Annotated in this window: 16 protein-coding genes; 1 reads left to right on the forward strand and 15 read right to left on the reverse strand. The window is 56.6% G+C overall.

What is annotated here, in order from left to right:
* The 5 genes from F8R23_RS07925 to F8R23_RS07945 all read right to left on the reverse strand — a co-directional run bounded on the left by F8R23_RS07925 (window position 1) and on the right by F8R23_RS07945 (window position 5,482).
* On the reverse strand, window positions 1–495 hold the full coding sequence (locus F8R23_RS07925) for a DUF1097 domain-containing protein (RefSeq protein ID WP_099061597.1): 495 nt from the start codon (window positions 493–495) through the stop codon (window positions 1–3).
* A gap of 272 nt (window positions 496–767) precedes the next feature.
* Window positions 768–2,012 (reverse strand): MFS transporter, encoded by a 1,245-nt coding sequence (locus F8R23_RS07930; protein WP_129936552.1) that lies wholly within the window; start codon window positions 2,010–2,012, stop codon window positions 768–770.
* A gap of 149 nt (window positions 2,013–2,161) precedes the next feature.
* Complete coding sequence (locus F8R23_RS07935) at window positions 2,162–3,025, reverse strand: DMT family transporter (protein ID WP_099061599.1); 864 nt, start codon at window positions 3,023–3,025, stop codon at window positions 2,162–2,164.
* A 112-nt stretch (window positions 3,026–3,137) separates the two neighbouring features.
* Complete coding sequence (locus tag F8R23_RS07940) at window positions 3,138–3,563, reverse strand: cupin domain-containing protein (RefSeq protein ID WP_099061600.1); 426 nt, start codon at window positions 3,561–3,563, stop codon at window positions 3,138–3,140.
* 89 nt (window positions 3,564–3,652) lie between these two features.
* Window positions 3,653–5,482, reverse strand: coding sequence for a thiamine pyrophosphate-binding protein (locus F8R23_RS07945; RefSeq protein WP_129936554.1), 1,830 nt, complete (start codon window positions 5,480–5,482; stop codon window positions 3,653–3,655).
* 337 nt (window positions 5,483–5,819) lie between these two features.
* Here F8R23_RS07945 and F8R23_RS07950 point away from each other — a divergent pair, with 337 nt between their 5' ends.
* Window positions 5,820–6,695 (forward strand): LysR family transcriptional regulator, encoded by an 876-nt coding sequence (locus F8R23_RS07950; protein ID WP_129936555.1) that lies wholly within the window; start codon window positions 5,820–5,822, stop codon window positions 6,693–6,695.
* 208 nt (window positions 6,696–6,903) lie between these two features.
* Here F8R23_RS07950 and nuoN read toward each other — a convergent pair whose 3' ends face one another.
* From nuoN to nuoE, 10 genes are all read right to left on the reverse strand, one after another.
* Complete coding sequence (gene nuoN, locus F8R23_RS07960; protein WP_112348849.1) at window positions 6,904–8,361, reverse strand: NADH-quinone oxidoreductase subunit NuoN; 1,458 nt, start codon at window positions 8,359–8,361, stop codon at window positions 6,904–6,906.
* A 6-nt stretch (window positions 8,362–8,367) separates the two neighbouring features.
* Window positions 8,368–9,897: an NADH-quinone oxidoreductase subunit M gene (gene nuoM / locus F8R23_RS07965; RefSeq protein WP_112348848.1), complete on the reverse strand. Its 1,530-nt coding sequence runs from the start codon at window positions 9,895–9,897 to the stop codon at window positions 8,368–8,370.
* Window positions 9,898–9,997: 100 nt separating this feature from the next.
* Complete coding sequence (gene nuoL, locus F8R23_RS07970) at window positions 9,998–11,845, reverse strand: NADH-quinone oxidoreductase subunit L (protein WP_099061605.1); 1,848 nt, start codon at window positions 11,843–11,845, stop codon at window positions 9,998–10,000.
* On the reverse strand, window positions 11,842–12,144 hold the full coding sequence (nuoK, locus tag F8R23_RS07975; RefSeq protein WP_012146014.1) for an NADH-quinone oxidoreductase subunit NuoK: 303 nt from the start codon (window positions 12,142–12,144) through the stop codon (window positions 11,842–11,844). The genes nuoL and nuoK overlap by 4 nt, the downstream gene beginning before the upstream one ends.
* Window positions 12,141–12,701, reverse strand: coding sequence for an NADH-quinone oxidoreductase subunit J (nuoJ, locus tag F8R23_RS07980; protein WP_085117771.1), 561 nt, complete (start codon window positions 12,699–12,701; stop codon window positions 12,141–12,143). The genes nuoK and nuoJ overlap by 4 nt, the downstream gene beginning before the upstream one ends.
* A 13-nt stretch (window positions 12,702–12,714) precedes the next feature.
* Entirely contained in the window at window positions 12,715–13,257 is a 543-nt protein-coding gene (gene nuoI / locus F8R23_RS07985; protein WP_006317994.1) for an NADH-quinone oxidoreductase subunit NuoI, read from the reverse strand.
* 14 nt (window positions 13,258–13,271) lie between these two features.
* Window positions 13,272–14,249: an NADH-quinone oxidoreductase subunit NuoH gene (gene nuoH / locus F8R23_RS07990; protein ID WP_085117774.1), complete on the reverse strand. Its 978-nt coding sequence runs from the start codon at window positions 14,247–14,249 to the stop codon at window positions 13,272–13,274.
* Window positions 14,246–16,984, reverse strand: a complete 2,739-nt coding sequence (nuoG, locus tag F8R23_RS07995) for an NADH-quinone oxidoreductase subunit NuoG (RefSeq protein ID WP_112349013.1) — start codon at window positions 16,982–16,984, stop codon at window positions 14,246–14,248. Before nuoG ends, nuoH begins: the two co-directional genes overlap by 4 nt.
* Before the next feature lie 79 nt (window positions 16,985–17,063).
* Window positions 17,064–18,416 (reverse strand): NADH-quinone oxidoreductase subunit NuoF, encoded by a 1,353-nt coding sequence (nuoF, locus tag F8R23_RS08000; RefSeq protein WP_129939157.1) that lies wholly within the window; start codon window positions 18,414–18,416, stop codon window positions 17,064–17,066.
* Window positions 18,413–18,964, reverse strand: a complete 552-nt coding sequence (gene nuoE / locus F8R23_RS08005) for an NADH-quinone oxidoreductase subunit NuoE (protein WP_099061607.1) — start codon at window positions 18,962–18,964, stop codon at window positions 18,413–18,415. The genes nuoF and nuoE overlap by 4 nt, the downstream gene beginning before the upstream one ends.
* Between the last annotated feature and the right edge of the window lies 1 nt (window position 18,965).

Genomic DNA, 18,965 nt, shown 5'->3' on the forward strand with positions numbered 1-18,965 from the left:
TCAGCGGTTAACATGCTCGGTAACAGCCGTTGTCTGTTTAGGTTTATCTTTGCGCGCCGCCAGCCACAGGCCGCTGTTTTTCATCGCGTAGCCGAATACCAACCCCACCAGCAAGGACAGGGTGACCAGCGGCCAGTCACCGCCACCGGCGAAGGTGGCGCAGGCGCCAATAAAGGTACCGGGTACAAACCCCAACCACTGCTGCCTGGCCTGAATGCACATCAGGAAGGCCACCGCACCGGTCAACAGGTAGCCGAGCATGCTCCAAGCGGGCGCCAATTCGCTGCCGTGAATGATCACCATCGCCCAAAAAATCCCGCTGCAACAGGTTAGCGTGCTGATCAACAACCCTTTCAGCCCGCCCTGTGGGCAAGCAAAATAGGCCGTACAGCCCAGGAAACCGGCCCAGCTGATCAGCCCCAGGCTAACCGCCACCCAGCCCCACACGCCGGACAAGATCCCGGTCGTCACAGCAATGGCAAAAATAACGTTCATAAACCGACCCGCAGCAGAGAAAGCGCGCAGTTTACTCGAAAATCGGCAATATTATGTGATGAAATTCACATAAAACATGTAATGAGAAACATGGTAATTACAGAGTTGTGGAATTTGTCACAAAAAAAACCAGCGTGGCAAGCACGCTGGAAATGACACACAACAACACCAGGGAAATCGGATCGCCACATTGCGCAGCGACTAGAGACTTATACCCTACCAACTTCAAGTTTCAGTCAATCAGACATCCAGCTTGGAAGGCGACGGGTATCTCAGCGCGGGAAGCCCGCACGGGTCACCATGAAGCTCAAAATTAAGCACACCACGGCACTGACCATAAATAACAGATTGACCGCCAGATGCAGGCTGGCATGGTCGATCACTATCCCCAACAGGATCGGGACCCAGTTGGCGATATAAGCAATAACGTAAAACAGTGAAATCAGTCTGGCATGGCTGGCCTTCGGTGAAATCAGGTTCACCAGCGTGGCACTGCCGACAAAAATAGCCCCGTAGGCATAACCGGCAATCACCATGCCGGCACTGGCCAGACCCAACGAGTTGATCTGAATGGCTTCGGCAAACACCACCACCGACAACGCCTGCGCCAGACAACCAAACATCAGCGAGTGGCGCGCATTAACGCGGCGACTCAGGATCTGGCTGATACCGGCTATCACCAGGTAAACCGCAATCACATAGCCGTAAATGCCGCGGCTATGCATACCCAACAGCTTTTCCGACACGCTCGGACCGATCGCCAGAATACTGGCGGCCACCGCCCAACAGATAAACAACGCGCTGGCACACAGGTAGAACTTGCCGCCGGTAGCGCGCAGGCCGTCAGCCAACGAACTTTTCTCTGCTGCGGCATCACTCCCCTGCGCCCCGCTTAACGGCACGGCGACGGCTTCAACCGGCCATTTCAGCATCACGCCCAGCGCGGCCACGGCGGCCACCGCCATAATGATAATGAACGGCAACGAAGTGGTATGGAACCCGGTTTGCAGCGCCACACCGCTGAAAATCGGTCCCAGTGCCAGACCAGTGGTGAATGACAGCGTGGCAATCAGCGCCGCATTCTTACCGCCGTCTTTCGGCCCAAAACGCACCAATGCAATATTGGCCGCTCCGGTCAATGCCCCGGTGCCAATCCCGGCCAGTAAACGCGCCATAAACATCATCAAAAACGAATCAGCCATCGAGAACAACAAGGCCCCGGCCAGCACCACCAGCAAAGCCGGCACTATCATGCTGCGCAGGTCTTTCACCTTACCGGCCATGTTGCCCACGCCGAACAGCGAGATCAGCACACCGGCGGCATAGGCACCATAAATAACCGTCAGGCTGACCGAGCTTAACGCCAACTCATGTTGATAAAGCGGATAAAGCGGCGTCGGCGCACTGCTGTTGAGCAATGCAGACATTAATGCCAAGGCTAAAAATAACAGGATGGCAAAATGCGACGTGCCCGAATTCGCTTTATCCGCTTCATCAACAGCCACACCTTCAGACATTTTTCTCTCCCGAAATAATCTGGATAAACACTAAACCCTGAAAACCAAACTCATCAGGAGACGCGTTTATCATACCTTTCGGGTATAACCGTCAAAATAGCCAAGAATGCATCATAGTGATTCATTAATGCATTCTGTTGCATGCAAAACTACACCGCTTCGGCCTTGGCGACCTTCGCCGGCGCGCGTTTTAAAATAGCCAGCGCACCGGAAAGTATAATCAGCGCCATACCACCCGCGGCAATATAAGACAGCGTCTCGCCAAACAGCAAATAGCCGAGCAGCGTGGAGAAAATGATGGTGCTGTAGGACAGAATACTGACGATCACCGCGTTTCCGCTGCCATAGGCACGGGTCATGGTGATCTGCCCCAGGCTGCCAAAAACGCCGATGGCACCAACGCACAGCATCATGGCGCTATCCAGCGTGGTGAAGCCCACAACCGTCGTCATCACGCCACCCACCAGGGTGCCCACCAGCGAGAAGTAAAACACCACCCGCAGTTCCGGTTCGCCACTGCGCACCAGTTTGCCGACGTTAAAATAGGCCAGCGCGGTCAACAAGCCAGAAAACAGGCCGATCAGCGTGGCGGCATACTCACCGTTCGGCGTATCAGGGCGCAGCAGGACCACAATGCCGATAAAGCCCAGCAGCACCGAGAACAGCAGCTTGCCGGTCAACTGCCCTTTCGACGTCACAAAGGCGATCGCCGACTGGAAGATCGGGTTGGTGTAGCCCAGCGTGGTGGCGGTGGCGATCGGCAGGTGGATTAGCGAATAGAAACCGCAGTACATCGCCGCATTACCGATGGCGGCGCGCTTCATATGCAGACCCAGGTGCCGGGTGCGAAAACCGAGGTTTTTAACCTGAATTAACGCCGCGACGATCAGCACGTTAATCACAGAGCGGTAAAAAATGATGTCGAAAAAGCCGACTTTGGCCGAAGCCAGTTTGATGCTGGCCCCCATCAGCGCAAAGAACCCGCTGGCGACAACCATCCACAAAGCAACCATGATTCCCTCGGTATACCGCCCCAACGGGCAATAAAATAAAACGGGGCGAATGTATTCACCCCCTACAGGTAATGCAACCGACAACGCTGTAGCTTGAAAAATGCCGGGGATATTATTCGGCGGCTTTCACCGTCAAGGGCTTGTTATCGGCGCAGGCAAAGAATACCAGCATCTCGGCACCTTTATCGCCGGAAACGCCCTGATGCACGATATCTACCGTGTCGGTAAAGGAGTCGCCCTGCTTGAAGGTGTGCTTCACGCCGGTTTTCTTAACCGTCAGTGAGACGCTGCCACCGGTCATATACACCGCGCTAATGCACGGATGGGTATGCCAGGCGAGCACCTTGTTCGGCTCCACCGTGACCTTCAACATGGTGATCTGCGGGGCGCCGGCCGGATAATGCTGGTACGGCGAACCTTCCCACGAGGTCTCGGTTTTCAGCAGGGTTTCTTTGGTAATGCCTTCGCCGTGATCGTCAGCGGCCTGGGCATAGCCCTGAAATGCCATCATTAATGCCAGAAGTGCCAGTTTATACATTGTTATCGCTCCATGACTACTGTGAACAAAATAGAATGGCGTGATACAAAAGCAATAATGACGGCTCCCGCAGTTTGTGGACTACGTCCTTACAAGCCTTTGATACGCTGCTCGTATTCTACGATGCTCTCGGCATAGTATCGATTAGGCGCCACATGATTACCTACCAACACTTCTATCAGGAACGGTCCTTCGTGCTCAGCCGCAGCGGCTAACGCCTCATCCAGCTCTTCCAGCGTGGCCGCTTTGGCAGAAGAAACCCCCAGGCTGTTGGCGAAGGCCTTCCAGTTGTGATTCGGCAGCGCCGTATAGTCCGCCGAGACACCACGGTTCTGCAAGGTATCTATGTGCATCGCACCGTGGGCGCAGTTATTCATCACCACAAAGGTCATCTTGACCTGATAGCGAGCCGCAGTCTGGATCTCCATGCCGTGCATCAGCATGCAACCGTCGCCGGTGACCACCACGCAATCACGGTGCGGCGCCGCCAGCTTGATGCCAATACCGGCACAAATCGCCCAACCCATCGGTGCCAGGGAACTTGAGGTATGGTAATCACCACGCCCGCTGGCCAGCCAATGATGTGCCATAAAGATCCGGTGCGCACCGGAGTCGACCACCACGTTAGTATCCTGGTTCATGCGGCTGCGAATGCGTTTGATGGCATCGCCGGGGTACATATTGGCTTCACCCAGGGCAAGACGCGCCTGTAAATCGGGCCGTTGTTGCTCCAGCGGCAGTGAACGCACCTGTTCGAGCCATCCATTGCGCAAGCTTTTAATACCGGCCAAATGCGCATCTTCATCGCTGACTGCATCCAACAGGTGGTGCAGCGTGCCGGTCAGGCTGGAGAAAATCTGCATGTCCGGCTGATAGTGCGAACTGACCTTGTCAAAATCTTCATCAATTACCACCAGCGTTTTGGTGCCATGCAGCCGCGGGTTCCAGTTCAGGCTGTCGCGCTGACTGAGATCGCAGCCCAGCACCAACAGCACATCGACTTCGTCGCCATTGATGGTTTCCACCGCCCGAGTGTGGCCAGCGAAGCCATACAGCCCCAGCGCCAGTTCGTGTCCTTCGGGAAAAGCGCCCTTGCCGGACAGCGTAGTAGCGACCGGCAAACGGTATTTCTCCGCCAGGCGCAACAAAAGTGCAGCATCCAGCGGGTTATTCATGCGGTTTCCCACCAGACAGGCAACATTCAGCCCGCGCAGCAGATAATCGTCCACGACCTGCTCCAGCGCCAGCTGGTCGATCGCTGCTTCGCGGCACTGCGGCGTACGCTGCGGGCTGGCTTCATAATTACCGGCCACCCCTTTCTTTTGCATATCAACCGGCACGCTTAAATAAGCGCGGCCTTTACGCTGGGTGTTCAGGCAGGACAAACTGCGCCGCAGCTCGTGCTGCAACGTAAGGTTATTTTTCACTTCTATGGCGGCGGAAAGCAGTGGTTTGACGATAGTCAGCTCATCGATGCCGCTATTGCTGCCGTCCTGGAAAGCGCCCTGCGCTTCATGATAAGTGGCGATCCCGCCAGCCAGATACAGCACCGGGATTTTATCGGCCTGTGCAGCAGCCATTGCCGGCAGGAAATTCATGGTGCCGGGACCGGAGATACCCAGGCAGACGCCAAATTTGCGGTTAGCGCGGGCGTAGCCATCGGCCATAAAACCGCAGGCGGTTTCATGAGCACCGACGATGCCGGTAATGGCTGAATGTTCAATGGATTTAATCAGTGGGTACACCAGCTTGCCGGGTACCAGGAATATGTGCTGAATGCCGCGTGCTTCAAGACTCTGGATAATCACATCAGCGTTACTTTGCTCTGCCGCTTTCGCGCCGGGCGTTGCAATAACCCTGACACCGTCCGCAGTTGCCAGTGCAACGGGGGTGTATAACTTCTCTGCGTGAGACTCCATTTTTAATGTCCAGTCGTGGTAGGCCTACCTGATTCAGAGTCGATCCCACCAGGCTGTTAGCCAACAGAGACAGGCTCTCATACGCATCTGTTTATGCGTTTAGGGTAACACTGGCACGAAATGTGCGCCAGATCACAGCATAAACGTTGATAAGCATAAAGATTGTCGGGTAAAAATAAAGATGCAAAACTGCTTCACGTTGATGCATTTATTCATATCCTGAAACATAATAAATAATTATGATACGTAGGCTCCATTTGCAGCCTAAACCAGAGCCAGTACGGTTGCGCAAGAATGAACATCGACAAGGCCGATAAGCCTGTACAAAGGAAATGGCATGATGAATTGGGATGACGCACGCTTCTTCCTGGCAGTAGCACGCTGCGGCACTTTACGAAAGGCCGCCAATGAACTACACGTCGACCAGGCCACCGTCGGACGGCGCATTACCGCTTTTGAAGAGAGCCTCGGCTCCAAGCTGTTTATCCGCACACCAAAATCATTTTCCCTCAGCCCCCTGGGCGAGGAAATGCTGGCGGACGTCATGAATATGGAAAACGCCGTGCAGGCGATTGGCCGTAAAGCCACCAGCGGCGACGACAGCCTGTGCGGCAATGTGCGCATCGCCACCACCGATACCATGGCCGAGGCCTTTGTCATCCCGGCGCTGAAAGCACTGCGGGAGCAACACCCGCTAATCACCGTCACCATGCTGACGGCGGTGAATATCTCTGATATTTCCTACCGTGGGGCAGATCTGGCGATCCGCGGCGCACGGCCCGAGTCCGATGAACTGATTATCAAACGCATGGCGACCATCGAAATGGGGTTGTACGCTACGCAAGACTATCTTGACAAACACGGCCTGCCGACCAAGGGCGACCATCTGCGCGGTCACGATCTGCTGATGTTCCCACGTGAACTGGTACCCCGCCACTGGAATGATTTCTGTGGCGAGGCGCTGATCGATCCCAACGTCGTTTTGCAGTGCAACTCGCAGTTGCTGCTGCGTTCTGCGACGCGGAGCGGTTTGGGTATCGGCCTGTTATCCTCCTTCCTGGCGGATAAGGATCCGGACCTGGTGCGCATCTTCCCGGAAAATAAGGACTGGGTGGATATCTGGCTGGTGCTGCACCCCGACCTGCAGCGCGCTGCGCGGGTGCGCGCCGTCGTACAGGCGTTGGAAACCTCGTTTAAAAACAATCCCGGCTGATCTCCCGCCCCATAAAAAAAGGTCGCCGAAGCGACCTCAGACTGCTGACAAAGCCCGTTATTAGGGAGAGCGTGCCGAAGGGGTCGTAGCGGCTTGCCCGCCGGAGCGCCCCTCGGTGCGCTAGGCCCGGGTATCTCGGCTTCAATGACTACTTCATCAAACTCAAAAAAGGTCGCCGAAGCGACCTTTTTTACTGCCTTTATGCCAATCAGAACATCGGCTGTGCCATCTGCACCAGCGTAATCAGCGGCTGCGGATAAACCCCCAACAGCAGCACCAACGCGGCGGAGATCAGCACTACCACACCGCCTGCGGTCAACGCCCAGTTGTTCGGGGTATCGCGCTGCAGCGCTTCCGGCGCGCTGAGGAACAGACTGACGGTCACACGCAGGTAGTAGTACAAACCGATGGCGCTGCCCAGCACCACTGCGCCGGTCAACCACCACAGGTGAGCACTGACACCCATCGCGATAACAAAGAACTTACCGATAAAGCCCAGGGTCATCGGGATACCGGCCAGTGACAGCATCATCACCGTCATGACCGCAGACAGAATTGGCTTATGCCAGAACAGACCACGGTAGGAGAACAGTGAATCGGCGTCCGGGCCACGGTACGGGCTGGACATCAGACTGACCACGCCGAACGCACCCAGGCTGCTGAACAGGTAACCGGCCAGGTAAACCCCGGCGGTTTCCAGCGACAGTTGATGGGTTTGCACCGCAATCAGCGCCACCAGCAGATAACCCAGGTGGGCGATCGACGAGTAACCCAGCAGTCGCTTGATGTTGGTCTGGCTGATGGCCATCAGGTTGCCGAACAAAATTGAGCAGACGGCAATGATTGACAGCACCATGCGCAGCGCTTCGTTGTCGGCGGCCGGTGCATACAGGAACAAACGCATCACTACGGCAAAGATCGCAATCTTGCTGGCGGTCGCCAGGAAGGTTGAAACCGGCGCAGGCGCCCCCTGATACACATCCGGCGTCCACAGTTGGAACGGTACCAACGACAGCTTGAAGCCCAGACCAACAATCATCATGCCCATACCCGCCAGGATCAGCGGCTGGTGCATCATGTTTTCTTGCATGCTTTTGCCCAGACCGGCCAGTGACAGGTCACCGGACTCCGCATACAGCAGCGCCATACCGAACAGCAGGAATGACGACGCGGCAGCGGACAGCAACATGTACTTGATAGCCGCTTCCAACGGGCGCTTCTGGCGGTAGGCATAGCCCACCAGGCCAAACAGCGGCAGCGAGATCAGTTCAATACCGAGGAACAGCGACGCCAGATGGTTGGCGCTCGCCAGCAGAATGCCACCCATGGTCGCAATCAGCACCAGCAGGTAGAACTCTTCGCGGTTGTCCGGGTAACCGACCAGCCAAGGATAGGCAAAGGTACAGGTCGCCAGACTCGCCAGTATCACCAGCCCGGTATAGAACATCGAGTAGCCGTCTACCCGCATCAGCGGGGTGACGTCCATTGGGCCTACCTGGCCAACAAAGTACAGTGAAAGCAGCGCCAGGTTGAGACCGATCACGGTCAGGGTGGCGTTGATAAAGTGGTCGCGTCGCCACGCAATGCCTAGCATCACAACCACCACCGTCAATCCGACGATCAACAGTGGTAACAATGCGATCAGTTGTTGAGGAGTTATTGTCATGGCGAATTACGGCCTTGTTGTTGAAATTGCTGAAACTGACGAACCAAACCAGTGTTGCACGTTGCTCATCGCCGCATTGGAAGTATCCAGAATCGGCTGCGGGTAAACCCCGAGCAGAACCAGCAACACCACCAGCAGCAGAATGATAAACAGCTCACGCGCGGTCATGCCCGGCAACGGTTGGTCAGATTTGGCTTTGCCGTAATAGGCGCGCTGCATCATGATCAACGAGTAAACCGAAGCAAACACCAGACCGAAGGTAGAAATCACGGTGATCACCGGCACAACCTGGTAGCTGCCGAACAGGATCATGAATTCACCGACGAAGTTACCGGTACCCGGCATCCCCAGCGTCGCCACTGCGAAGAACAGCGACAGCGCAGGGATGTATTTGATACGTCCCCACAGGCCGCCCATTTCACGCATGTCACGGGTATGCAGACGTTCGTACAGCTGGCCACAGATGATGAACATACCGGCCGCAGACAGGCCGTGCGCAATCATCTGGATCACCGCGCCCTGGTAAGCCAGTTGGCTGCCGGTGTAGATGGCGATCAGCACGAAGCCCATATGGGAAACCGAGGTGTAAGCAATCAGACGCTTGATGTCGGTCTGCGCAAACGCCATCCAGGCGCCGTAGAAGATACCGATCACACCCAGCCACATGGCGATAGGCGCAAACTCGTGCGACGCTTCCGGGAACAGCGGCAGGCTGAAACGCAACATGCCGTAGGCCGCGGTCTTCAGCAAGATCCCCGCCAGGTCCACAGAACCTGCGGTAGGGGCCTGGCTATGCGCATCAGGCAACCAGCCGTGCAGCGGTACCACAGGCATTTTCACCGCGAAGGCAATGAAGAAGCCCAGCATCAACAGGTATTGCACGTTGTGCGACATTGGCGTCTGCAGCAGGTCTTCGTAATCGAAGGTCCACACGCCGGTCGCGTTATAGTGCACGAACACCAGGCCCATAATGGCAATCAGCATCACCAGACCGCTGGCCTGGGTATAGATGAAGAACTTGGTGGCCGCAGTGATGCGGGTTTTCCCATCCGACGCCTTGTGACCCCAGAGCGCAATCAGGAAGTACATCGGCACCAACATCATTTCCCAGAAGAAGAAGAACAGGAACATGTCGATGGCGAGGAACACGCCGATTACCCCACCCAGGATCCACAGCAGGTTCAGGTGGAAGAAGCCCTGGTATTTCTGGATTTCACGCCAGGAACAGAGGATCGCCAGCACGCCCAGCAGGCCGGTCAGCACCACCATCAGCAGTGACAGGCCGTCCAGCGCCAGGTGGATGGAAATACCAAAGCGTGGGATCCACGGCAGCAGGAATTCAGACTGCCACTGCGGAATGCCTTTCGGCGTAGTCAATGTGTAGCCACCCTGCATCCACAGATACAGAGAAAGCGCCAATGTCAGCCCCATTGCGATCAACGCAATCCAGCGCGGCACCTTAGTACCGAAGCGCTCAAACTGCCAGCACAGCAGACCGCCAATAAAGGGGATAAGAATTAGCCAAGGTAATAGCATGGCGTTTTGTGTCCCTTATACGAATAATTTCAAACTTTGTACGTAGCGCCTGCCCTGCAGGGCGCTACGCCCGAAAAATGCGTCTGTTTAAATTATTCAATTAAACCAGAATCAACAGAGCCAATACGACCACTGCACCCACACCCATAGACGCTATATACCAACGCACCTGACCGTTCTCGCTCACTGTCAGACCTCGGTTCCCCCAGCGGGAGAAGATGGCCGGCAGATTCATCATCGAGTTCAGCGGATCACGCTGCAGCAACTTCGCAATACCCAGGTACGGCTTGACGAACACTTTGTCGTACAGCCAGTCGAAGCCCCAGGCATGGAACCACCAGGTCGAGAAGAAACGTCCCGGTGCGCTCTTGGCAATGCGGGTCACCAGGCTACGTTTGCCCAGCCACAGTGCCGCCGCCAACAGGATGCCGACAATAGCCACTACGCCGGAGGTGATCTCCAATTGCAGTACGCTACCGTGCGCCAGCTCGGTGGTGTCTGGCAGTACGCCCTGCAGTGGCGGAACGATCATCGCGCCAACGAAGGTGGACAGCACCAGCAGAACCAACAGCGGCAGGTGGTGAGTGATGCCTTTACCGGCATGCGCTTTGATTTTCTCTTCGCCATGGAACACGATGAAAATCATACGGAAGGTGTACAGCGAGGTCATGAACGCACCGATCAGACCGGCAATCATCAGGTTGATGTGACCGTTAGCCATCGCACCGGCCAGGATCTCATCCTTACTGAAGAAGCCTGCGGTGATCAGCGGCAAGGCCGACAGCGCAGCACCACCCACCAGGAAGCAGACGTAAACCAGTGGAATACTCTTGCGCAGGCCACCCATCTTGAAGATGTTCTGCTCGTGATGGCAGGCCAGGATCACCGAACCGGAGGACAGGAACAGCAGCGCCTTGAAGAACGCATGGGTCATCAGGTGGAAGATAGCCGCATCCCACGCCTGCACGCCCAACGCCAGGAACATGTAGCCAATCTGGCTCATGGTGGAGTAGGCAAGTACGCGTTTGATATCGGTCTGCACCAGCGCGGCAAAGCCAGCCAGCACCAGAGTCACCGCCCCGATAATCCCCACCAGATGCAACACTTCCGGCGCCATCAGGAACAGACCGTGAGTACGGGCAATCAGATAAACGCCCGCGGTCACCATGGTCGCCGCGTGGATCAGTGCGGAAACCGGGGTTGGGCCCGCCATCGCATCTGCCAGCCAGGTCTGCAACGGCAACTGCGCCGATTTACCGACCGCACCACCCAGCAACATCAGGGTAGCCCAGGTGATCGCCGTATCGCCGATCGCCAGTTTTTGCGGTGCCAGGATCATCAGTTCGCGAATGTTCAGCGTGCCCAGCTCGTTGTAGAGAATGAACAGCGCAAACGCCAGAAACACGTCACCGACACGAGTCACAATGAAGGCTTTCATCGCCGCCGCACCGTTAGCCGGATCCTTGTAATAGAAGCCGATCAACAGATAGCTGCACAGGCCCACGCCTTCCCAACCCAGGTACAGCAGCAACAGGTTGTCTGCCAGTACCAATATCACCATGCTGGCGATAAACAGGTTGGTGTAAGCGAAGAAGCGTGAGTAGCCCTCTTCACCGCGCATGTACCAGGAAGCGAACATGTGGATGAAGAAGCCCACGCCGGTCACCACTGACAGCATGGTCAGCGACAGGCCGTCCAGCGTCAGGGTCACGCCAATGTTGAAGTTCCCGACGCTCATCCAGTTCCACAGGCTTTGCTCAAACAACTGCACGCCAGTGGCTTTCTGGGCGAAGAAATCCATCCCCACATAGACCGTGACCAGAGCAGCCAGGCCGATAGAGCCTACGCCGACGGTTGCCGAGGTGTTCTCAGACCAGCGGCCACGGGAAAAGGCCAACAGCAGGAACCCGATCAGCGGTAGCAGAATAGTTAAATATAATAGGTTCATCCGCGCATCTCACTGACAGTATCAATATTCAGGGTATGACGACGACGGTAAAGCTGCAGCAGCAATGCCAGACCAATACTGGCCTCGGCGGCTGCCAGGCTGATCGCCAGGATATACATCACCTGCCCGTCCGGTTGGCCCCAGTAGCTGCCCGCAACGATAAACGCCAATGCTGCGGCGTTGATCATCACTTCCAGACTGATCAGCATAAACAGCAGATTGCGACGGACCAGCAACCCGGTCAGACCCAGGACGAACAGGATCGCCGCCAGGATCAGGCCATGTTGAAGAGGGATCATGCTTGCTCCTCCGATTTTCTTCTCGCCATTTCGCTACTGGCCGGGGCGTTGCTCAACACCTCACCCGGTTTGTGCTCACGGCCAATGTGGAAGGCAACAACCAGACCTGCCAACAGCAGCATTGAAGCCAGCTCAACCGCCAGAACGTAAGGACCAAACAGGCTGATCCCCACCGCTTTAGCATCAACCATCTCACCGCTGATGCCCTGATCGGACACGCTGCGGATAGCGACAATCAGCACCGCCAACAGCGCCAGCGACAAGATGCCAGGGCCGATCCACACCGACGGCTTCAGCCAATCGCGTTCTTGCTGCTGCACCGCGTTGCCGAGGTTCAGCATCATCACCACGAACACGAACAACACCATGATGGCGCCGGCGTAGACGATGATTTCCAATGCCGCGGCGAAGTACGCGCCGAGTGAGAAAAAGACTGCAGAGATCGCCAGTAACGAAACGATCAGATACAGCAACGCATGCACAGGATTGGTATGCGAGATCACGCGAATTGTCGAGATCACCGCAATAAAACCTGCCAGATAAAAGGCAATTTCCATGCTTGCTGGCTCCTTAAGGCAACAGACCTTTGACGTCGATCGGTTTGGCTTCGTTTTCGGCTTCGCCCTTGGCTTTGCCGTCAATCGCCATACCGGCCATCCGGTAGAAGTTATATTCCGGATATTTACCCGGCCCCGAGATCAACAGATCTTCTTTTTCGTACACCAGATCCTGACGCTTGAACTCACCCATTTCGAAATCCGGCGTCAGCTGGATCGCGGTAGTTGGGCAAGCTTCTTCGCACAGGCCGCAGAAAATGCAGCGCGAGAAGTTGATGCGGAAGAACTCCGGGTACCAACGGCCGTCTTTCTGTTCTGCTTTTTGCAGCGAGATACAGCCCACCGGGCAGGCAACCGCACACAGGTTACAAGCCACGCAGCGCTCTTCGCCGTCCGGATCGCGCGTCAGCACGATGCGGCCACGGTAGCGCGGCGGCAGGTAAACCGGTTCTTCCGGATACATCTGGGTTTCGCGTTTGGCGAAGGCATGCATGCCTATCATCCAAATACTGCGCACCTGGGTGCCGAAACCAACCAATAACTCTTTCAATGTCATGGTTTATTCACCCCTTATTGAGCGTTGTACAAAATGACTGCGGCAGTCGCCAGCAGGTTCAGTAGCGTCAACGGCAGACAGACTTTCCAGCCGAAGGACATCACCTGGTCATAGCGTGGGCGTGGCAGAGCAGCACGAATCAGAATGAACATCATCATGAAGAAAGCCGTTTTCAGCGCGAACCAGATGAATGGCGGTAGGAAAGGACCCTGCCAGCCACCGAAGAACAACGTCACAATCAGGGCAGAAACGGTGACGATACCTATGTATTCACCCACGAAGAACAGACCGAACTTCATGCCGGAATATTCAATGTGGTAACCGTCAGCCAGTTCCTGCTCGGCTTCCGGTTGGTCAAACGGGTGACGGTGACACACCGCCACGCCGGCAATCGCAAAGGTAATGAAACCAAAGAATTGCGGGATGACGTTCCACATGTGCGCCTGAGACTCAACGATCGCCTGCATGTTGAAGGAGTCCGCCTGCGCCACCACACCCATCAACGACAGGCCGATGAACACTTCGTAGCTCAGGGTTTGCGCAGAAGCACGCATCGCCCCCAACAGCGAGTATTTGTTGTTGCTCGACCAGCCGGCAAACAGCACGGCGTAAACCGCCAGGCCGGCCATCATCAGGAAGAACAAAATACCGATGTTAAGGTCAGACACCGCCCAGGTCGGACTGACCGGGACGATGGCAAATGCCAGCAACAGGGAAGTAAAGGCGATCATCGGCGCCAGGGTAAAGATCACCCGGTCGGAGAATTTCGGTACCCAGTCTTCCTTGAAGAACATTTTGATCATATCGGCGACCAGCTGCAGTGAGCCACCCCAGCCGACACGGTTCGGTCCATAACGGTTCTGGAACAAGCCGAGCAAACGGCGTTCGCCGAAGCTCATGAATGCCCCACAGGTGACTACGACCAGCAGGATCACTACCGCTTTAAGAATGGAGATCAGAATGTCGATCACCTCAGGGGTAAACCAGCTCATCGTGTTGCCTCCCGCAGATTTTCAACCGTTGCACCCACCAGTACCGGCGAGATCCCTGGCAAGCCGAGCGGTAAGCCCACCTGGCCCTGGGCCAGGGTTTCACTCAGACGCACCGGCAGACGCAAGGTCTGGCCCGCACAGCTGAACTCCACCAGCGCACCGGCATTGACGCCAAGCGCAGCAGCGTCGGTCGGGTTGACCATCACATAGGCATCCGGCATGCGCTGCTGAATCACCCCGGAACGCTGTGACATTTCATCACTGCCGAACAGGTGGTAATACGGCGCGACACGCCAGCCTTGCTGTTGACCAAAGGCGGCAGGCACTTGGGTGAAGTAACCCAGCTTGCCCTCCCCCGCTTCGATCAAGCGCACGCCCGGATCGCCATGACGCAACTTGCCACCCACTTCGGCCTGGAATTTGTTCCAGGCTTGCGGTGAGTTCCAACCTGGTGCCCAGGCGAACGGGATCTGCTGACGATCGGCAAACGGGCTGTTATTCCCTTCCATTGAGAAGGCGAACATGGTGTCTTTATCCTGCGGCTGACGCGGTTCGTGCACGCTGATATTGGCGCGCATCGCCGTACGGCCACTGGAGCGAATCGGAGAACGTGCCAGTTTCTGGCCGCGGATACGGAAACTCGCATCCGGCGCAGCGTCGACAATACCCTGCAACTGCGGCAACGCGGTGACACAGGCTTCGATCACATGGTCGAGCTGCGTCCAATCCACGTGGCGGCTGGTATAGGTGGAATGCAGCGAGTGCATCCAACGCCAGCTTTCCAGCATCACGGTGTAAACGTCTTTCTTCGCGTCGTCGTAGTACGCCGGATCGTAAACCTGGAAGAAACGCTGTGCGCGGCCTTCCTGGTTGACCAGAGTACCGTCGCTTTCGGCGAAGCTGGCCGCCGACAGGATCAGGTTAGCCTTGTCCATGATGGCGGTACGCTGGTGATCGACCACGATCAGGTTACTGACCTTGGCCAGCGCAGCGTCCACTTTCGCCGCCGGCGCATGCCGGTAGAGATCGTTTTCCATCACGATGGCCGTGTCGGCTTCGCCGCTTTCCAATTGGGTCAGTGCCTGATCGAGCGAACCGCCGCCGATCATCGACAAACCGATGCTGTTGGCAGCGCTGGCGACAAAGGTGATGCCGACGTCAGAACCGCGATCCTTCAGCGCTTTGGCGATATTGGCCGCCGCTTCGATGATGGCTTCGCTGCCAGCGTTGCTGCCGGTAACGATCAGCGGTTTACGCGCGTCGGTCAGCGCCTGCACGATAATGTCGACTTTCTTGTTCAGGCCATCAGCCAAATCGTTGACCGCCGGTGCCGCGTTGTCCAGCGCATGGGCGATAGCGAAGCCGAAGCGCGCCTGCTCATCCACCGGTGCACGGTAGTTCCATGCCGCGATGTCGTCCAGACGGGTGTTATCCACGTTGGTAACGAACAGCGGGTGTTTGGCGTGCTGGCCGATGTTCTGCACCGCAGCAATCTGCCAGTCGGCAACGCGTTGGGCCGCAGCCATGGCGCGAGCCTTGCCCTTCACCGCCTGACGTACCGACAGGGCAATACGTGCGCCGGTCTGGGTCAGATCTTCACCCAGCACCAGCACCGCGTCGTAACCTTCGATTTCGCGCAGCGCAGGCGTGTGAACGCCGCTGTTTTGCAGCACGTTCAGCATTAGGTCCAGACGGCCCTGCTCGGCCTGCGAGATACCGGTGTAGAAGTTCTCGGCACCCACCAAATCACGCAGTGCAAAGTTACTTTCCAGGCTGGCGCGTGGTGAGCCAATGCCGATGGTTTTCTTCGCCTGACGCAGAATATCTGCCGCGCCCTGCATCGCCTGCTCGGCGTTCAGGGTGATCCAGTCGTTGCCACGCAGTTGTTGTGGCTGACGTGGACGATCTTTCTGGTTCACGTAGCCATAACCGAAGCGGCCGCGGTCACACAGGAAGTAGTGGTTCACGCTGCCGTTATAACGGTTTTCGATACGACGCAGTTCACCATAGCGCTCGCCAGGGCTGGTGTTACAGCCGATGCTGCACTGCTGGCAGATGCTTGGCGCAAACTGCATGTCCCACTTACGGTTATACCGCTCGGAGTGGGTTTTATCGGTGAACACGCCGGTCGGGCACACTTCCACCAGGTTACCGGAGAACTCGCTTTCCAGCGTGCCGCTCTCGGTACGACCGAAGTAGACGTTGTCGTGCGCGCCGTACACACCGAAATCGGTGCCGTCCGCATAATCCTTGTAGTAGCGCACACAACGGTAACAGGCGATACAGCGGTTCATCTCATGCGAGATAAACGGCCCCAGCTCCTGGTTGTTGTGAGTACGCTTACTGAAACGGTATTTACGGAAGCTGTGGCCGGTCATTACTGTCATATCCTGCAGGTGACAGTTACCGCCTTCTTCACATACCGGACAGTCGTGCGGGTGGTTGGTCATCAACCACTCAACCACGCTTTCGCGGAACTGTTTGGCTTCGCCATCGTCAATGGAAATAAAGGTTCCATCGGATGCCGGTGTCATACAAGACATCACCAAACGGCCACGCGTATCTTCCGCGTTTTGGTATTGCTTTACCGCACATTGGCGGCAAGCGCCGACGCTTCCCAGCGCCGGATGCCAGCAAAAGTAAGGAATATCGAGCCCGAGGGAGAGACAAGCCTGCAGCAGGTTGTCGGCCCCATCTACGTCGTATTCTTTGCCGTCTACATGAATCGTAGCCATAGTCAGCATGCTTCCAAGTGGCCTGCCTTGCGGCAGGCGTTAATCAAAAATTCTGGCCGTGTCGTCGGGGCGAGTCGGCTTACCAGCGTTGCTTCAGCAGATTGTTTGGCTGAATACCGCCAATCGCATGCGCGTTACTAAAGTGCTTCACGGCAATGCCCGCTTCGAACTCTTCACGGAAATATTTAATCGCGCTTTGCAGTGGCTCTACGGCACCTGGCGCATGGGCGCAGAAGGTTTTGCCCGGGCCGAGAGAACGGCACAGTTGCTCAAGGGTTTCGATATCCCCCGGCTGCCCTTCGCCGTTTTCCAGCGCACGCAGGATCTTCACGCTCCACGGCAGACCGTCACGGCATGGTGTACACCAGCCGCAGGACTCGCGAGAGAAAAACTCTTCCAGGTTACGCACCAGCGGAACCATGCCAATCTCGTGGTCTACGGCCATCGCCAGCGCGGTACCGAGACGGCTGCCGGCTTTACCGATGCTCTCGAAGTCCATCGGCAGATCGAGGTGATCGGCGGTCAGGAAGTCGGTGCCCGCGCCGCCTGGCTGCCAGGCTTTGAAACGCAGACCGTCACGCATGCCACCGGCGTAATCTTCCAGAATTTCACGTGCGGTGGTACCAAACGGCAGCTCCCAAACGCCTGGGTTTTTCACCCGGCCGGAGAAGCCCATCAGTTTGGTACCGGCATCGTTACTCTTGCCGGCGGAGATCCCCTTGTACCAGTCAACGCCGCCGTCAAGGATCGCCGGAACGTTACACAGGGTTTCTACGTTATTGACGCAGGTCGGTTTGCCCCAGACACCGGAGGACGCCGGGAAAGGTGGCTTGGAACGCGGGTTGGCACGGCGGCCTTCCAGCGAGTTGATCAGTGCGGTTTCTTCGCCACAGATGTAGCGACCGGCGCCGGTATGAACAATCAGCTCGAAGTCGAAGCCGCTGCCCATGATGTTCTTGCCCAAATAACCGGCTTCGGTGGCTTCAGCGATCGCCCGGCGCAAATGCACCGCAGCTTCGATGTACTCACCACGCAGGAAGATGTAGCCGCGATAGGCCTTCAGCGCGAACGCCGAGATCAACATGCCTTCCACCAACAGGTGCGGCAGTTGCTCCATCAACAAGCGGTCTTTATAGGTGCCCGGCTCCATTTCATCGGCGTTACACAGCAGGTAACGGATGTTCATGGATTCGTCTTTCGGCATCAGGCTCCACTTCAAACCGGTGGAGAAACCTGCACCGCCACGACCTTTCAGCCCGGCGTTTTTCACCAGGGTGACGATCTCGTCCGGGGCCAGGCCCTTGATGGCCTTTTCGGCACCGGCATAGCCGTTCTTGCTGCGGTATTCATCCAGCCAGACCGGCTGTTTGTCATCGCGCAGCCGCCAGGTCAGCGGGTGCATTTCGGGAGTGCGCACAATGTCTTTAATCATTGATACTGCTCCAGTAGCGTCTCGATATCTTCAGGCTTCAGCTGACTGTGAGTGTCCTCATCAATCATCATGGTCGGCCCTTTATCGCAGTTGCCCAGGCAGCAGGTTGGCAGCAGAGTGAAACGGCCATCAAAGGTGGTTTGACCCGGTTTGATGCTCAGCTTCTTCTCAATGGCGGCCTGAATGCCCTGGTAACCGGTGATGTGACAAACAACGCTGTCACAATAACGGATCACGTGACGTCCTACTGGCTGACGGAAAATCTGGCTGTAGAACGTGGCCACGCCTTCTACGTCGCTGGCAGGAATGCCCAGCAGTTCCGCGATGGCATAAATCGCCCCATCCGGAACCCAGCCACGCTGCTTCTGCACAATTTTCAGTGCTTCGATAGAGGCGGCGCGTGGGTCCTCGTAATGGTGCTTTTCGTGCTCGATCGCATCACGTTCTTCCGCACTCAGCTCAAATGCATCAACGCCGCTCTGAGGAGCGGCCGCATTGATAGGTTCAAGCGCGGGGTTATTCGCGTGATTGTCTTTTTGATCATGCATA

Origin of the sequence: Serratia proteamaculans (assembly GCF_008830365.1) — a bacterium.
Lineage (GTDB): Bacteria > Pseudomonadota > Gammaproteobacteria > Enterobacterales > Enterobacteriaceae > Serratia > Serratia proteamaculans.